This is a genomic window from Ralstonia condita, from assembly GCF_958405655.1.
GTDB lineage: Bacteria > Pseudomonadota > Gammaproteobacteria > Burkholderiales > Burkholderiaceae > Ralstonia > Ralstonia condita.
This window is the reverse complement of the sequence record NZ_CATYWO010000002.1, coordinates 633,403-649,148: the sequence shown is the minus strand read 5'-3', so window position 1 is coordinate 649,148 and position 15,746 is coordinate 633,403. Positions and strand designations below refer to the sequence as shown.

The window sequence follows — 15,746 nt, the reverse complement described above, 5'->3', positions numbered from 1 at the left end:
GCCACATGACAAGGAGTCCGACATGTCGCATCCGAACAGCTTTTCCGGCACGGCGTTCCTGCTTGCCGACCCCGCGCGTGCCGCCATGCTCACCGCCCTGCTTGACGGGCACGCGTTGCCTGCGGGCGAGCTTGCCCATGCGGCTGGTATCACCGCGCAGACGGCCAGCACGCACCTGGCCAAGTTGCTCGACGGTGGCTTGGTGGTGGTGGAAACCGAGGGGCGCCACAAGTACTTCCGGTTAGCGGGCGAGCATGTGGCGCAAGCGCTGGAACATCTGGCCGCGATCACGCCCTCGGCCGTGGTACGCCGGACCACGCCCAGCCCGACAGCGCGCGAACTGGGCTTCTGCCGCTGCTGCTATGACCACCTTGCGGGGCAGGTAGGCGTAGCCGTCACACAGGCGCTGCAATCACACGGCTATCTGCTGCCGATGCCAGACAAGCAATACGAGATCACGCCCGCGGGCATCGCGTGGTTTGGCGACGTGGGGCTCAATGTGCAGGACATCCGCCCGACGCGACGCGGCCTGGCGCGGCAATGCCTGGACTGGACCGAGCGCGCGCACCACCTGGCGGGGCCGTTGGGCGTGCATTTCCTGCGTCGTCTGTGCGATGCGGGTTGGATGCTGCGGGCACGCAACTCACGCGCGGTGCTGGTCACGCCCAAGGGCTGGCAAGAACTGCATCAGCGCCTGGGCGTGGATGAAGCAACGGTGCGCAGCGACGCCGGACATCGTCATGCATAGCGCCCTCGATCAATGCCCCGCAAAGGCCAGCACTTCCGGCAGGCGGGCAAGCAGCGCATCGCGCGAGCGGATGCCGCCCGAGGTCGGCTCCACCTTGTCGTCCTGGATGAGGTTGGCGAATACATACGTCTTATCACCCTTCTTGGCCCAGCCGACAAACCAGCCGTAAGCGTGCGCCTGGTCCCACGTGCCATCAGGTGACGTATTGCCTGGCGCCGGGCCGGCGGTGCCCGTCTTGCCCTGCACGGCCCAGCCGCCCGGCACCTGCCAGGTCTGCACGGTACGGTCGACCATCTCGTAGGTGTGCGCGGACACCGGCAGCTGCCGGTTGACGATCCTGCGCATGAAGTCGACCTGCTCTTGCGGCGAGATCTTCAGCGACGAGGTGATCCACGAGCGGTCCATGCCGTTGTGCTTGCCCGGGTCGCCGCTCACGTCCATGTTGCCGTAGCCGAGCTTACGCACGTAGGCCTGGAACGTCTGCGCGCCCATCGCATGCGTAATGCGCTGCGAATACCAGACCACCGAATATTGAAGCCACAGCGCCGGGTCGATGGGCTGGTGCCAGGCTTCGCCACCCCAGTCGGGGTCACCGCGCCTGAAGTGCTCGACGGGGGTGTGCTCGTCCTTGAGGAAGCCGTGATCAAACCCCATGACAGCCAGCGCCAGCTTGAAGGTCGAAGCGGGCGTCACCCGCTCATCGCACTTGCCTTCGTGCAGGACGACCGTGCCCGTAGCGGCATCAGCCACGATCGTGCAGATCGGGTGCTCGGCGTGGGCAAAGGTGGCAAGCGCAGCGAGCAGGGCGCCGGTGGCGGCGTGGCGGAGTTTCATCATCGATCAACCTCGTTGAATGGACTGCGGTGAACTGCGCGGCAGCGTAGCAGCGCGGTGACCGTTTTGCTGACGGCCACGGGCGTAACGGCTGTAACGCTCCGGCGCGGGAGTGAATTGCCGATCCAACAACAAGGGCTTGCAAATTTTTGGGCGGTCGGTAAAATGCGTCGCTCACCTAGCCCAGGTGGCGGAATTGGTAGACGCACTAGTTTCAGGTACTAGCGGGTAACTCCGTGGAGGTTCGAGTCCTCTCTTGGGCACCAGAACACAGTCCGAGACAGTTCGTGGACTAAAAAAACCCGCGAGGCATTGCGCCTTGCGGGTTTTTTGTTGCCTGCAACAATCAGATTTTTACGCGTCCCCCATCCATTCTGTAGAGCAGGAAGCCGGGCGAAAACCCAGACCACAGTCCAACTGCGATGCCCACGCCGTTACACATTCCCCAGCGCACCAGCGCAACGCTGCCGTCTTGACCGATGGCAGCGGCGCTAGTTGTAGCCCATCACAAACGCGACAGAAGTATTGGCTGTACCGGGCACGATTTGATTGGCAGTCTGGTAATAAGCCGCCTGCAACGGAATGTTGAAGTTACCGCCCTGCTTGTCGTATTGCGCAAATTGGAGCTTGGTCTTTAAAGCTACCGGATTGCCCGCGCTGTTGAGCAACTGCACGCCCACGCCCTTGGCGGTCGAGCCGGCATCGAGCGCGACAACCGAACGCGATGCATCCACAATGGCCGAGTTGGGGTTCAGTTGGTACGACACCTTGTTGAGACCTTCAGGGCATTCTTTCAAGGCAATGGAAAACCTGACGGGAGACAGTGATGTGCCGACACCCTGGAAGCCCCTCACCTCGTTCTGGTCGCCCATCTTGACTGTGACGCTGGGCGTCTTGCAGCTGCGCGTGGCGACTGTCGATGTATTACTCGTTTTGTACGTGAGTGGAGTGATTTGATTCTCTACGGTGTGATAGCCAAGTACGCAGCACGGAACACTAGCATCCGCCCCGACTTGGCCGATCTTCTTGATACGAAGCACGAGCGGACCAGTGACAGACCAATATGTCGTTGATGCACCATCGATCTCCCATGTGGTTGTGGCCTGCGTCATATCCGCTATGTTGACACTCCATGCCAATCCGGTCGTTCCAATCGGTTCATCAGTTTTCTGATCTGCGCTAGCGGCACCCCCCACCCAATTGATCGTGCCGGCCTTGAAGCTTGTCGAACACTTCCAACTGTGGCCAGTCGGCACATTCATGGGTGCCGACTCCCATACAACCGTACCAACTGGCGCGTCCCGCGGGACTGTCAGGCTGTAAGGTATTGTGAACTGCATCGTCTTCCCGGAATTACCCGGTTTAAAGCTGCACGTGACCGCGTGCGCGTGCGTAGCAAAACAGATCACCAATCCCACTGGTAGCCAAACAACTGCGCGAACAAATAAGAGTCGAATAACCCGCGCCACACGCATATCCCGCCCCTTCAATTCCATTTAACTAATAGACAATGTTCATTTACTCTCACGATATTGCTCGCATATTAGCAAGTAGTAATATGAATATCTATTTCAAATAGACTTTGACATCACGAGGATACCAAATCAATCCGCAGATTCTGAGTCTTCGGGCTCTCGTCCTGAAACGAGATCTGCAGGACTATTCATAGCTCATCACAAACGTGACAGAGGTATTGGCTCTACCGGGCACGATTTGACCGGCAGTCTGGTCGTACGCCGCTTTCAGTGGAAGGTTGAAGTTGCCGCCCAGCTTGTCGTACTCAGCAAATCAGAGGGTCGTCTTTAGAGCTACCGGGCTGCTCACGTTATCGCGCAACTGCAAGCCCCACTTCCTTGGCGGTTGAGCCGCCATCGAGCCCGCTGCATCGACAATGCCCGTATTGAGATTCAGTTGATACGACACCTTGTTGATGTTTTCGGGACATGCTTGCAAATCAATCGAAGAACTGACCAGAGACAGCAACGTGCCGACGCCCTTGAAGGGCCCCACATCGTTCTGGTCGCCCAGGTTGACTGTCACATCAGGTGTCTTACAGCTGCGCGTGGTCACAGAGGTTTCGTTGCCCGCTTTGATTGTAAAGTGGTCAATTTCATTCGCTGCGATCATATAACCGAGGATACTCTGCGGAACAGTTGCGCCCGGCTCGATCGCGCCAACCTTCACGATCTTGAGATTGATCTTGGCGGTGCCGAAAGAATAGATACCGGCAAGCATCGTCTGGCCATAAGCGATATCGCTACACCCGACAGACCAAGCCAGACCGCTCTTCCCTACAGGAAGAACGCTGTTCCTGTCCGCAGTGGACGTAACTCCCGTTGCGTTGACCATTCCATTTGAAAGCTGCTGCTACACATCCGCCTGTGCCCTTCTGGGAGAGCTAGCCCTTCCGGTGTCCAAATGACGGAACCAACGGCGACATCACGTGGAAAGGTAGGGTGGAGGACACCATAAACGTCATCGTCTTATTGCCATTACCTTCGACAAAAGGTGCAGTTTGCGGCGTGGACTGGTGCGAGAGACCAGAGCGTCAAGGAGACGATTACCAATACACCCAGGCTGCCCGATACGCGGTTAGGTGTAGCGCAAAGAACGATTGTCTTGATCAATGCCTCTTCCCGGCTCTACCTCTTCTGATTGACTGACGGACCTGCCGTGCAGATGTGGATTGCGCGGGACACTGGTACTTCGCCGCTGCGCGGATTCGGCAAGAAGCGCAACGCGTTCTGGTGTTGCGCGTCTTGTCGAGCCCGGGCAGCGGCGGATGAAAGCGAGCTCAGCGGTGAGGACGTTGCGCCTGCCAGCACTCAACGACAGCGCAGCGTCTGCTTCCGGTAGTTCCGTCCGGGTTCAGCCTGACCCAACGCATACGGCGCCTGACACTGGTTGTCTTTCCACTTCACCGTCAAGGTGCCCTGCTCCTGCCGGAGCAGCACGAACGCGTTGCCGTTCGGATCCGTAATGCCGAGGTGTCTGCCCGTTGGCGCTTCTTCCACGCTGGCGCCGAATGGCACCGGCTTGCCATCGGGCTGCTGGAACGCAAACTGGGCGCGCTGTCCGCTGTAGCCCTTGAAAGTCGCCTGGACGATTGCGCCGCGGCGCGGCACCACCTGCTTGACGGTGTCTTCCAGTTCTACGTCCGCGCCAAGGTTGTGGGTGTCGGGGCTCAGCGCATTCAGTCGATAGGGCTGCGCATAGGTGATCACCGCATAGCCGTTGCGGCCGACCGAGACGCCAGCATCGGTCTTCATGTCCACGCCCTTGATTCCTTCCACCTTCATCAAGGCGAAGGTATCGCCGACGGTGCGGCCCAGGTTAACGCCCCCACGATGGACTACCACCGAGCCCGTGGCGCCCACGCTGGCCGATTGATAGTCGCGCGCAACGTTCACGTTGGCGTTGAGCTGGCCCATATCGGTATCGCGCGTGAGGCTTGCCCCGCCGGTAGCGCCGCGTCCACTGCCGGTGTAACCGGCCTGCATGGCATACGACGTGTTGTCGTTGACGAAGCCGCTCAGCCCGCTCTGGACAGTGGTGCCGCCGTTGTTGGTATTGCTGATGTTGGTATAGGCGCGCGGCGAGTGCAGCTTGCTGCCAAGCGGAATCGACATTGTCAGCATGACTTGCGTGCTGTTGCCGCTCCCGCTGAAGCGCGTGTCGTTCGTCTGGCTCAGACTGAGGTTGTAACTCAGCTGCTTCCAGTTGTTGCCGTAGCCGAGACTGATGCTGCGGCTCGAGCCCGGCTGGTTCCAGAAAGTCTGCTGGCTGACGTTCAGGTAGACACTGCCGTATTGGCGCTCTATGCCACCGAGGTCCTGGCTGGTCGTCAGGTCAATGCGTGAGCGGCTACGACCCGCCTGGAAGCCCGTGGCGTTGAACCACGCGTTGCCTGCGTTGTTGCTCAGGTCGTTGACGTGGTCGTTGAAGGTGCGATAACCCGACGTCGAATAGCGATAGGCAGCAAGCGTGAAGTTGGTGTTGGTGCTCGTAAACGTCTTGGCGTACAGGATCCGCACACTCTGCCCGGTATCCCGCTCGCCGCGCACACGGCTGCTGGATTGGGTCAGGTCAACGGAGAGCGCGCCGATGGGCGTGTTGGTACCAACGCCCACGTTCACCGCCTGGAAATCCTTCGAGACCTGCAGGCCGCCAGCTACCGTGCTGTTGTCGGTCAGACCGTAGACGAGCGAGCCGCTGAGCAGATTGGGCGACGGACCTTGGTCGCCGTCGTACTTGCCCGCCGCAAAGTTGTACTTCAGGCGGCCCTTGCGCAGCATCAGCGGCAGGCTGGAGAACGCCTGATGCGTGACGCGCCGGGTGCCGTCGGCTTCGATCACGGTGATCTCGAGATCGCCGTTGGAGCCGGAGGGGAAAATGTCAGTCAGCTGGAACGGACCTGGCGGCACGTTGGCCCGATAGAGCACATAACCGCTCTGGCGCACCTCAACCACTGCGTTGGTGGCCGCCTGGCCACGCACGACTGGAGCGTAGCCGCGCTCGCTGTCGGGCAGCATCGCGTCGTCGGAGCCGATTTGCACACCGCGAAAGCGCACGCTGTCGAACAGCGTGGCGTCGGAATACTGTTCGCCAAGGGTCAGCTGGCCCTTGATGGCATCGACGTCGCGCTGCACGAGCGTGCGGTTGCTCTTGAAGCGGGTCTGGCCGCTGTTGCTGCCGCTGACCGTGGACTCGTTTCGCAACCGCCAACGACCAATATTCACGCCGTTCTGCAAGCCGATGAAGTAGCTGCTGCTGTCGTTGCCGGTGCCGCTGTGGCCGTAGTTGCCGCTGAACTGGTAGTTGACGTAGCCGGCGGTGACACCCTCGTCCCACAACGCAGGGTCGACATACCCGCGCGCAGCACGGGACAGGAACGCCTGCGGAATGCTGAGGTTGAGCTGCAGCCGGCCCGCATCGAAATCGGCGGAAGCCTGGTCCAGCACGTGCGGCAAATCCAGGCAGGCGTGGCTGTTGATGTCCAGCGGCGGCGTAATGGAGCTCAGGCTGACGCCAAAGTCCTGCAGCATCTTGGCCGTCAGGCACGGGCGCAGCTTGGCTTTGTCGCTGTCCTGATAGAAGTCGATGTCGCGGCGGCCGACCAGATTACCGTTGACCTGCACCTCGACCCGATACGTACCTGGCGGCACGCTGCTGCCAGAACTGAGCACAGCGCTCAGATCAGCCGGACGCCCTTGACCTTGCAGGAAACTCGTGTTGTACGCAAGCAGCGTCGGATCCACCTGCGCGACGAGCGTCTCCCCCTCGGCAGCGCGCGCGGTGTTCATCATTGCCAGACATACGGCCAGATACAGCGGCGTTGCGCTCGGACGCGCAGCAACCGCTTTTCCATTGGTCTTTCTGGAGAACGCTTGGGTCGTCTGGCAGGTAGACATCGCAATGCTCGCTTCTAGCTTGGTGAATCGGGGGGCTGTCACATAGGCAAGCTCCGCTACGATTGGCGCGGGCTAAGCCAGCCCAGGCGGGCTGGTGCAATCGAACCGGCCCGCGGCCGGCTCGATCAATTGCCGGTGGAAACCGGCGTGCTCGGCTGGCTGCCGTGCAGGGTGACGCGGTAGCTTTGTCGGCCACCGTAGTCATTGATGACGTCGTAGCGCAGCTCGGGTGCGGCGGCGTTGGTCGGCAGCTTCACGGGCAGCGTCACCGTGGAATTTGGCGCGACCATCTTGGCATCGATGACTGACTCTTCTGCGCTGCCGCCGTGCACCTTTGCGTCCACCACGGTCACGTGGTAGAGGCTCGGGTTGCTCAGACGCAGCATCGCCTTGCCACCATCCTGGTTCAGTTGCCATTGCAGGCTCGCCGGGGCCTTCTGTGGGTCTGCGTTCAGACCGGCCGGTCGATAGAACACCTTGATGCGCTGGCGGACCGCCAGCTGCAACACGTTGTCGTTATGGGCGGTCTGCGGAACCTCTTGTACATTCAGCCAGAAGGCCGACTCGCGGTCGGTCGGCATGCCTACGCCTTCGTACAACACACGCAGCAGTTGCTGCTGCTTTGCTGCCACCTTGGCCAGCGGCGGGGTAATGGCAAACGGCAGTTGGCTGTTGGCGCCTTCGTCAAGCGGGTCGAGCCACGCTTGGATCAGTGCATCAGCACCATCGTTGTTGACGACCACGGACGTTTCCTTGTTCTTGCCGTCGAAGATCAACCGGGTGGTGCTGAGGGAAATGCTGGCGTGACTCGCGGACGCAGCCAACGCGCACGCCAACGCCGCGCCAGCGGCGCATCGTTTTGCTTTCATATCCGGAATAGCCTGTGAAGAAACAGACGGCAGCGGGGAAGTACCGCTGCCGATTGAAACCAGCCGAATCGGCTGGCGCCTGGCTTACTCGTAGGTGAGCGTGAACGGCAGGCTGGCGTTGGCGATACCCGGCTTGATCTTGGTCGGGTCTGCGGCCACATAGGCTGCGGCAAAGCGCACGTTGACTGCGCCACCGGTCGACGGCACCGTGGTTTGTGCCAGCAGGTTGCCGGCGCTGAGGTCGAACGCGTTAGCGCCAGCGCCCGTACCTTCGTACACGGCAATGCTCACGCCTTGTGCGAAGCCTGCGGCGGTGTTGCCGTTGTTCACGCGCAGCGTCTTCTTGTCTGCGCTCAGCTCAGCCGTCTTGCCGGCGAACTTCATGCTGACCTTGGCGCCGGTCTTGCAGACCACGTCAATGTTGGCCGAGCCAGCGCCGTTGGCGAGGTTCTTCGGTGCGGTCAGCGTACCGATGTCATCGGCAGCAATGGTGCCCATGTCGACGTTGATCGTGCCTGCGTCGCCGGTCAGCGAGGAGACCTTGCAGGTGTCGCTCAGGATCGTGCCTTGGAAATTGATGACGCCATCCACCGACGTAGGCGTCGTTTGGGCCATTGCGGCGGCCGACAGCGTAGACATGGCGACGCCAGCCAGGAACAGTTTTGCTTTCATTGACTTACCCTTAGATTGAATCCACGGCACAAGCGTGCGGGATTTGGTCGAGAACAAATGCCTATCGAAAGAGGCAGGCGCAAGTATTCCAAGCGCCACTCAGCGGGCATATCGGACTACTCTGAAAAATGGCTCAAAAATGCTGACGCTGATTGCCCCAGAGGGCCGAGGCGCCGGACTGCTTCCGCCGGAGAAGCGCCGGCCGGAAGGCCATGCAGAACGTGGGATGTGAGATGTGGCGCGCAAGCGGCACGAGGCCGAAGCTGGATCAGCAGGAAAAACAGCGTGCGCGTGGCGTCGTGGCCAGCGGTTCTCCGCGTGCGCGGACGCTGAATGGAATTCGCCATCGTGCGGTCACAAGAAGTGCCACGCGGCAGCCTCAGCGCAGAATTTCGGTCGGCGGCCGCGGTACACGCCAACCCTGGCTCAGGCGCGGGAGACTCAGGGCTGTCTGCTGTGGTCGAGCATATCGGCCGCGTGCGCGGATTGCAGCTCGGCGAGCAGTGCGTGGACATCCGGCGTGACCTCGCCAGACGGCGCCGACAGGCGGCGCTCGAGTTCGGCAGCCAGGTCACGCGTGCGCAGCCGGTCGACCACGGCAGCGGCGCCGGCAATCCGGTGGGCTGCATGGCGCGCCTGTGCGATGTCCCGCGTCATCACCCCGTGCGCGAGGCTCTTGAGATCCGCCGTCATGCTCTCCTGGTAGATCGCGATCAGCGCTGCAGAGGCCACCGCTTCACTGGACGGGGTGGCGCTAGGCACCGCGTTGCCATGGGCGCACCAGAGATCGATCATCTCGCGCAAGGCGGCGAGGCGCAGTGGCTTGGCGAGCACGCCATCCATGCCACTGTCGAAACATCGCACCCGATGCGTGTCGTCCGTCGATGCCGAGATGGCGATGATGGGCGCGCGCTGGCCTTGATGCTGCTCCATGTCGCGCATGCGCTGCGCAACCGTGTATCCGTCGATCCCCGGCAGATCGCAGTCGAGCAGCACCATGTCAAATGCGCTTGGCCGGAACTGTTCGAGCGCGGCTTCGCCCGTGCCGGCGATGGCCGTCCGGCAGCCCAGTGCGTCAAGTTGATGCTGGATGGCGTGTTGCACCGCTTCGTGATCGTCGACCACGAGGATGAGCGGTCCTTCAATGGGCAGCGGCGACGGTTGCTTCGTTGCGCGGGCACGTGCCTGCGGCCACGGTGCCGCCGCAACGCCTTCGGGGCGTGCGTCGGCTTGCGGTTCGCGCACCGGTAGCATGACGGTGAAGACGGTGCCGATCTCGGGGTTGCTGCTGACCGTGATCACGCCTCTCATCAGGTTGACCAGCTCACGGCAAATGGACAAACCCAGCCCGCTGCCGCTTGCGCCGCGGTGGCCCAGGCCCTCCACACGCTCGTAGGGCTCGAAGACCTTGCGCTGACGTTCCGGAGGAATGCCGATGCCGGTATCGCGCACTTCGAGCACAAGCGTGCCGCCGCCGCGACGCTTGGCCGGCAGGTAATCGACCCGCAGCACAACCGAACCGGACGCGGTGAACTTGATCGCATTGACAAGCAGGTTCAGCACAATCTGCCGCACGCGCATCGAGTCGATGTCGATGAAGAGGTCGGGCGCGCATGCGAGATCGAGCGACAGCGCCAGCTTCTTTTCGTCCGAGCGCCAGCGCACCATGTCGATGCTCTGCTGTGCCCATGGCCCAATCGCCGTGGGCTGGGGCGCGAGCTTTACGCTGCGCGATTCCAGGCGCGAGTACTCAAGGACATCGTCGAGCAGCGCCAGCAGCGTTTCGGATGCCGAAATCGCCGCAACCGCGCGGCTTGCCTGCTGCCCGTTCAGCTGCGAACGTTGCAGCAGTTCCAGCGACGAGAGGATCGTATGCATGGGCGTGCGGATCTCGTGGCTGATGAACGCGACGAACATCGCCTTGTCCCGCTCGCTGCGCACCGCGGCAACGCGTGCACGCCATAGCACGTAGGCCAGCACTGCGAAGGCCAGCAGCACGGCACTCATGGCAACGACCTGGCGCCAGCGGTAATGCAGGATCGATGCCAGCGACGGGGCGCCATAGTCGGTCGTTTCCAGCCAGCGGTGCCGGATTGCATCGGCGTCCGACGCGGAAATGGCGGTCAGCGATTTATCGAGAATCGACGCCAGCACGGGGTTGTCCTTTCGCGTCACCATCGTCAGCGCATAGGGTGAATCCCAGATGCTTCCCGAGAGAAAAAGCCGGCCCTTGAACTGCCGCTGCAACTGCGGAAGGATCGACGCGTCAGTGCCGAGGGCAGCGTCGGCCTTGCCCGCGGCGACGGCCTCCAGCGCGTCGGATTCATCCTGGAACGTCAACAACGTCACCGGCACGCCGTTATGACGCATGGCAAGTTCGAGGCCCCCGCCCCCTTTGATCGCAACCCGCTTGCCCGCCAATTGCTGAGAACCGCCGAACAGGTTTTCGCGTTCAGCGGTGACGATCGAAATGGTGCCGACAAAGTAGGGGGTGCTGGCAATGAAGCCTTGGCGATAGCGCGCCATGTCCTCATCGCTGCTCCAGTCGGGGGACATGTCGATCCTCCCGGACTTCAGCGCCTCGACCGATCCGTGCCAGCACGCGCCGTCGACGTATTCAAACTGCAATCCGCTGATGTCCGAGACCGCATCGAGAAACGACGGCACGATACCGACGATCTTGCCGTCTTCGACAAATTCGAACGGGCGCCAGTGTGCGTCGACGCAGGTGCGCACGACCGGGTGCGCGGCGATCCATGCGCGCTCCTCCGCCGTGAATGCCGAGGCGGACGCCGCCTGGCCGGCCCCCGGCATCAGACACAGCAACACACTCGCGACTAGCGCGTATGCCGCAACGATTCCCTTCACATACCCTCCATCGGCAGGACGGATTCCAGGCCGACTGCGGATTCCGGCATACGCCTACCTGTCCGCAAAACGGTCGGTTGCGGCAACAAGCTGATCGAGGATGCCGGGCTCCGTCCACGCATGGCCGGCGCCTTCGATCAGGTAAAAGTCGGCGTCCGGCCACGCCTGGTGCAGCGCATAGGCATAGCGCACAGGGCACGGCATGTCGTAGCGGCCGTGCACGATCACGCCCGGGATGCCCGCCAGCCGCTGCGCCTCGCGCAGCAGTTGGCCTTCTTCCAGCCAGCATTGGTGGGTGAAGTAGTGGTTCTCCAGCCGCGCAAAGGCCAAGGCGAAATGGTCGTCGGCGTGCTTGGCGCTGTTGCCGGGATCGGGCAACAGGGTGATGGTCTCGCCCTCCCATACGCTCCAGGCGCGTGCCGCTTCGATCTGCCTGGCGCGGTCCTCGCCCGTGAGGACCTTGCGATAGGCTGCGATCATGTCGCCACGTTCGGCCTCGGGAATGGGCGCCTGAAAGCGTGCCCATTTCTCGGGGAACATCTCCGACACGCCGTATTGGTAGTACCACCGCAGTTCGGCCTGCGTCACGGTGTAGACACCGCGCAGCACCAGTTCGCTCACACGCTCGGGAGACTTTTGTGCGTAAGCGAGCGCCAGCGTCGAACCCCATGAACCGCCGAATACGAGCCACCGCTCGGCACCCACCATCGCCCGCAGGCGTTCGATGTCGGCCACGAGGTGCCACGTGGTGTTGGCTTCGAGCCCCGCGTACGGCGTGGACCGACCACAGCCGCGCTGGTCGAACAGCATCACGTCGTAGCGCGCGGGGTCAAACACACGGCGATGGTCGGGCGAGATGCCGCCACCCGGCCCACCGTGCAGGAACACTGCGGGCTTGGCACCGGGGGTGCCGACGCGCTCGTAATAAATCGTGTGGCCATCGCCAACGTCGAGCATGCCGGTTTCGTACGGCTCGATGGGCGGATACAGCGTGCGCAATTCAGACATGGTCGCTCCTGTCGAGACGTTGCGGGTTGGTTGGCCTGATTCTACCTAGCCCATCGATCTTGCATATATTTTTGAACGACGTATAAAATTCAACATCGTCAAATCTTAACGGATCCGTCATGCCTTCCAGTCCGATGCCCATCGAAACCGGTCGCCGCGAGCGCAAGCGCTCACAAACGCTGGATCACCTCGCGGCCACGGCCTTCGCCCTGTTCGAAGCGCACGGCTACGACGCGGTGACGATGGAGCAGATCGCCGCGCAGGCCGATGTTTCAAAGGGCACGTTGTACAACCACTTTCCGGTCAAGGAAGCGCTGCTGGCGCACCAGTTCCACGCCGAGCTGGCCGCGGGCGGCATGCAATTGCGTGCGCAGATCGAGGCACAGCCGGATTTCGCATCGCGCATGGCGGTGCTGCTTTCCGCCTCCGCCGACTGGTGCCAGGCACGTCGCCCGTACCTGGCCGCGTATTTCCGCTATCGCTTCGCCAGCGCCGACCTGGCCTCACGCAACCGCGACGCCGACAAGCGCAGCGGACTGGAAGCGGTCTTCGCGATGTTGATCGACGCCGGGCAGCGATCAGGTGAACTCGACACACAGCTCGACGCCGAGCATCTCGCCGGGCTCTTCGAGTATCTCTATCTTGGAGCACTGATGCGCTGGCTGGCCCGCCCAGACACGGACTTGCACGAGGGCTTCTCCGTGATCATTGACCTGTTCCTGCGCGGCATCGGCCGCACGGAGGCGTAATGCACACGCTGGTGCTCGACTGGACCGACGCGGCCGCTGACGGCGCCGCCGTTGCGGGCGGCAAGGGCTGGCAACTGGGCCGCATGGCAACGCTGGGCGTGCCGGTGCCCGAAGGCTTCGTGCTGGCCGCCCAGGCCAGCCATGGCCGTGCGTATGGCGATGCCGTGCCGCCCGCGGTGCTCGACGTACTCACACAGGCGCTTGCCGACCGTGGCTGGCACGACACGCCGCTGGCGGTGCGGTCTTCCGCCCCACAGGAGGATGCTTCGCAGCATTCCTTTGCAGGCATTCACGAGACCCGCCTGAACGTCATTGGCACGCACGCGCTGGCACAAGCCGTGCAGGCGGTATGGGATTCGGCGCACGCGCCCCACGCCCTGGCATACCGCGAGCGCTTCGGCATCGACGCTGCCGACCGGGAAATGGCCGTGGTGATCATGCCCCTGCTGCCCACCGTGGCGGCAGGCATCGCCTTTACAAGCGACCCGCTGAGCGGCCGCGACGACCACATCGTCATCAACGCGCACTGGGGTCTGGGTGAAGCGCTGGTGGGCGGACAGGCCGATGGAGACACGTTCCGGATCGAAGTCTCAGCCGAAAGCGACAGCCTGCACGTGATCGAACGCCGGATCGGCCAGAAGACCCGCATGACGCGCACCCTGGCCGAGGGCGGCACATCGTTGTGCGACACCGCTGCGCAAGACGTCCGCCGTGCCGTGCTGGACGACGCGCAGCTCATCGCCCTCGCCACCTTGGCCCACGACACGGCAAGCGCGCTCGACTTCGCGCAACCTCGATACGACATCGAATGGGTCTGGGACGGCCAACGCTTCTGGATCGTGCAGGCACGTCCCATCACTACACGAGGCCGCCACGTCTACGCCGCGCTGCAAGACCAGCCGACGTTCTGGACGCGCGGCAACACGCGCGAGGTGTTTCCCGCTCCGCTGTCGCCCATTGATTGGACGCTCTACGGCCACGCTGCCAACCGCATGCTCACGTTGGCTTATGCACTAGCGGGGTACCCGCTGATGCCGGGGTTGGATCGCACCGCACTTTTCCGGGGCCGCCTGTATCTCAACGTTTCGCTGATGCAATGGGAAGCGTTTGACGCGTTCGGCATTGCTCCGGCGGCCATCAACCGCATGTTGGGCGGAAGCCAGCCGGAGATTTCTGTGCCGCGTATCACGTGGCCGCAGCGGGCGGCGCGCGCTGCCCGGCTCGCGCGCTATCTGCTGAGCGCCGGTTCCGCACGCCGTCAGGCGCAGCGCGATCTGAACCGCGCCCGCCAGGAGGCCGCGCAATGGCGCGACGGTGAGTGGCCCGACAACGCCGTGGAACTGGCCGGGTGCCTGCACGCGCGGTTCATGACGGCGCGGCGCGCGGACAGTCTCTTCTTCCTGCAGGGTTCGGCGGGCGGCGCGGTCTCTGGCCTGGTCGACTTCATTGACAAGCAGTGCCCCGGCGAGGGCCACGCGCTGACCGCAGCGCTCATGGCCGGCGCCGAGCCAAGTGTTACTGCCCAGCAGAGTTATGACCTGATGGCGCTGGCACAAACCGCAGCAGCGGACACTGAAGCGCTCGCGTGGCTACGGGCCGACACGCGCACCGGCACGCTATGGGCACAGCAGCTTCCGGCGCATAGCCCATTCCGCCAGCAATTTGGGGCCTTTCTGGAGCGCTACGGTCATCGCGCCATCGAAGAAAGCTACTTCCGCCACGCCCGCTGGCGTGAACAGCCAGACTATCTGCTCGACCTTATCGCCGGGCTCGTGGGCAGTCATGCGCAGACCGTGCGGCAACGCCAGCAAGTGGCGGCGTCCCGCGCGTGGCAGCGCGTGCCATTCTGGATGCGGCCGGTTGTGCGGGCCATGCTCAAAGGCGCGGTGCGCGACAGCAATCAGCGGGAGGCGGCACGCAGCGCTTTGGTGGCGTACCTGGAGGCCTTGCGCATCGGCCTGCTGAGGCTGGCAGAAAAACTGTGCCCGGCGGGCGCGCTGGATCAACCGGAAGACATCTTCAACCTGACGCTGGACGAATGTCTGCGCGCCGCTCAAGGCACGCTCGCCCCGCGCTTCGTCGCACAGCGCGCACGCGACCGCCGGCAGTTGCTGTCGCGCTGGGCCACAGAGTCGGAAGCAGACATCGTCTCTGAGCACGACGAGGCGCCAATCGCCCCTGCTCTACCCGTCGCCACGGGCGCAGACGTTTGGACCGGCACTGCTGTTGGTGCAGGTGCCGCGCAGGGGCGCACCCGTCTTGTCGACCACGCCGCAGCCGGCACTGCGCTGCAAGCTGGCGATATCCTCGTCGCGCCGAGCACCGATCCGGCATGGACGCCGCTGTTTCTGAAGGCCGGTGCCCTGGTCATGGAAACCGGTGGGTACCTGTCGCACGGGGCAATCGTTGCGCGCGAGTTCGGCATCCCGGCGGTGGTCAACGTCCCCGGCATCCGGGCACAGTTGAAAGACGGCGAAACGATCCGGGTGGACGGCAATGCCGGCACGATCAGCAGAGTAGCGGCCTAGCCACGCACATGTGGTGATGAGGCGACACTGGCAAATGCGATTTGCTGCGTTGCAATATT

General features: G+C 63.0%; 11 protein-coding genes and 1 tRNA gene. 4 read left to right on the top strand and 8 right to left on the bottom strand.

Annotated elements, in window-relative coordinates; genetic code table 11:
• Positions 1-22 precede the first annotated feature (22 nt).
• Entirely contained in the window at positions 23-748 is a 726-nt protein-coding gene (locus R2N03_RS09520) for an ArsR/SmtB family transcription factor (RefSeq protein ID WP_012429976.1), read from the top strand.
• 9 nt (positions 749-757) lie between these two features.
• On the opposite strand, the gene blaOXA is transcribed toward R2N03_RS09520, so the two are convergent.
• Positions 758-1,585, bottom strand: a complete 828-nt coding sequence (gene blaOXA / locus R2N03_RS09515; RefSeq protein WP_012429975.1) for an OXA-22 family class D beta-lactamase — start codon at positions 1,583-1,585, stop codon at positions 758-760.
• A 178-nt stretch (positions 1,586-1,763) separates the two neighbouring features.
• Here blaOXA and R2N03_RS09510 point away from each other — a divergent pair.
• Positions 1,764-1,848: transfer RNA gene (locus R2N03_RS09510), tRNA-Leu, on the top strand.
• Positions 1,849-2,073: 225 nt separating this feature from the next.
• Here the strand turns inward: R2N03_RS09510 and R2N03_RS09505 are convergent.
• From R2N03_RS09505 to pip, 7 genes are all read right to left on the bottom strand, one after another.
• Entirely contained in the window at positions 2,074-2,844 is a 771-nt protein-coding gene (locus R2N03_RS09505; protein WP_316657341.1) for a fimbrial protein, read from the bottom strand.
• 526 nt (positions 2,845-3,370) lie between these two features.
• Positions 3,371-3,931, bottom strand: coding sequence for a type 1 fimbrial protein (locus R2N03_RS09500; RefSeq protein ID WP_316657340.1), 561 nt, complete (start codon positions 3,929-3,931; stop codon positions 3,371-3,373).
• Between the two features lie 476 nt (positions 3,932-4,407).
• Positions 4,408-6,993: a fimbria/pilus outer membrane usher protein gene (locus R2N03_RS09495; RefSeq protein WP_041668698.1), complete on the bottom strand. Its 2,586-nt coding sequence runs from the start codon at positions 6,991-6,993 to the stop codon at positions 4,408-4,410.
• A gap of 125 nt (positions 6,994-7,118) precedes the next feature.
• The gene (locus tag R2N03_RS09490) at positions 7,119-7,862 is read right to left on the bottom strand and encodes a fimbrial biogenesis chaperone (RefSeq protein WP_012429972.1); all 744 of its coding nucleotides are present in this window, start codon (positions 7,860-7,862) and stop codon (positions 7,119-7,121) included.
• An 84-nt stretch (positions 7,863-7,946) separates the two neighbouring features.
• Complete coding sequence (locus R2N03_RS09485; protein WP_316657339.1) at positions 7,947-8,534, bottom strand: fimbrial protein; 588 nt, start codon at positions 8,532-8,534, stop codon at positions 7,947-7,949.
• Between the two features lie 441 nt (positions 8,535-8,975).
• On the bottom strand, positions 8,976-11,402 hold the full coding sequence (locus R2N03_RS09480) for an ATP-binding protein (protein ID WP_316657338.1): 2,427 nt from the start codon (positions 11,400-11,402) through the stop codon (positions 8,976-8,978).
• Between the two features lie 54 nt (positions 11,403-11,456).
• On the bottom strand, positions 11,457-12,410 hold the full coding sequence (pip, locus tag R2N03_RS09475; RefSeq protein WP_012429969.1) for a prolyl aminopeptidase: 954 nt from the start codon (positions 12,408-12,410) through the stop codon (positions 11,457-11,459).
• A 119-nt stretch (positions 12,411-12,529) separates the two neighbouring features.
• Between pip and R2N03_RS09470 the strand changes: the two genes are divergently transcribed.
• Positions 12,530-13,159 (top strand): TetR/AcrR family transcriptional regulator, encoded by a 630-nt coding sequence (locus R2N03_RS09470; RefSeq protein ID WP_316657337.1) that lies wholly within the window; start codon positions 12,530-12,532, stop codon positions 13,157-13,159.
• On the top strand, positions 13,159-15,687 hold the full coding sequence (locus R2N03_RS09465; RefSeq protein WP_316657336.1) for a PEP/pyruvate-binding domain-containing protein: 2,529 nt from the start codon (positions 13,159-13,161) through the stop codon (positions 15,685-15,687). Before R2N03_RS09470 ends, R2N03_RS09465 begins: the two co-directional genes overlap by 1 nt.
• The last annotated feature ends 59 nt before the right edge of the window (positions 15,688-15,746 follow it).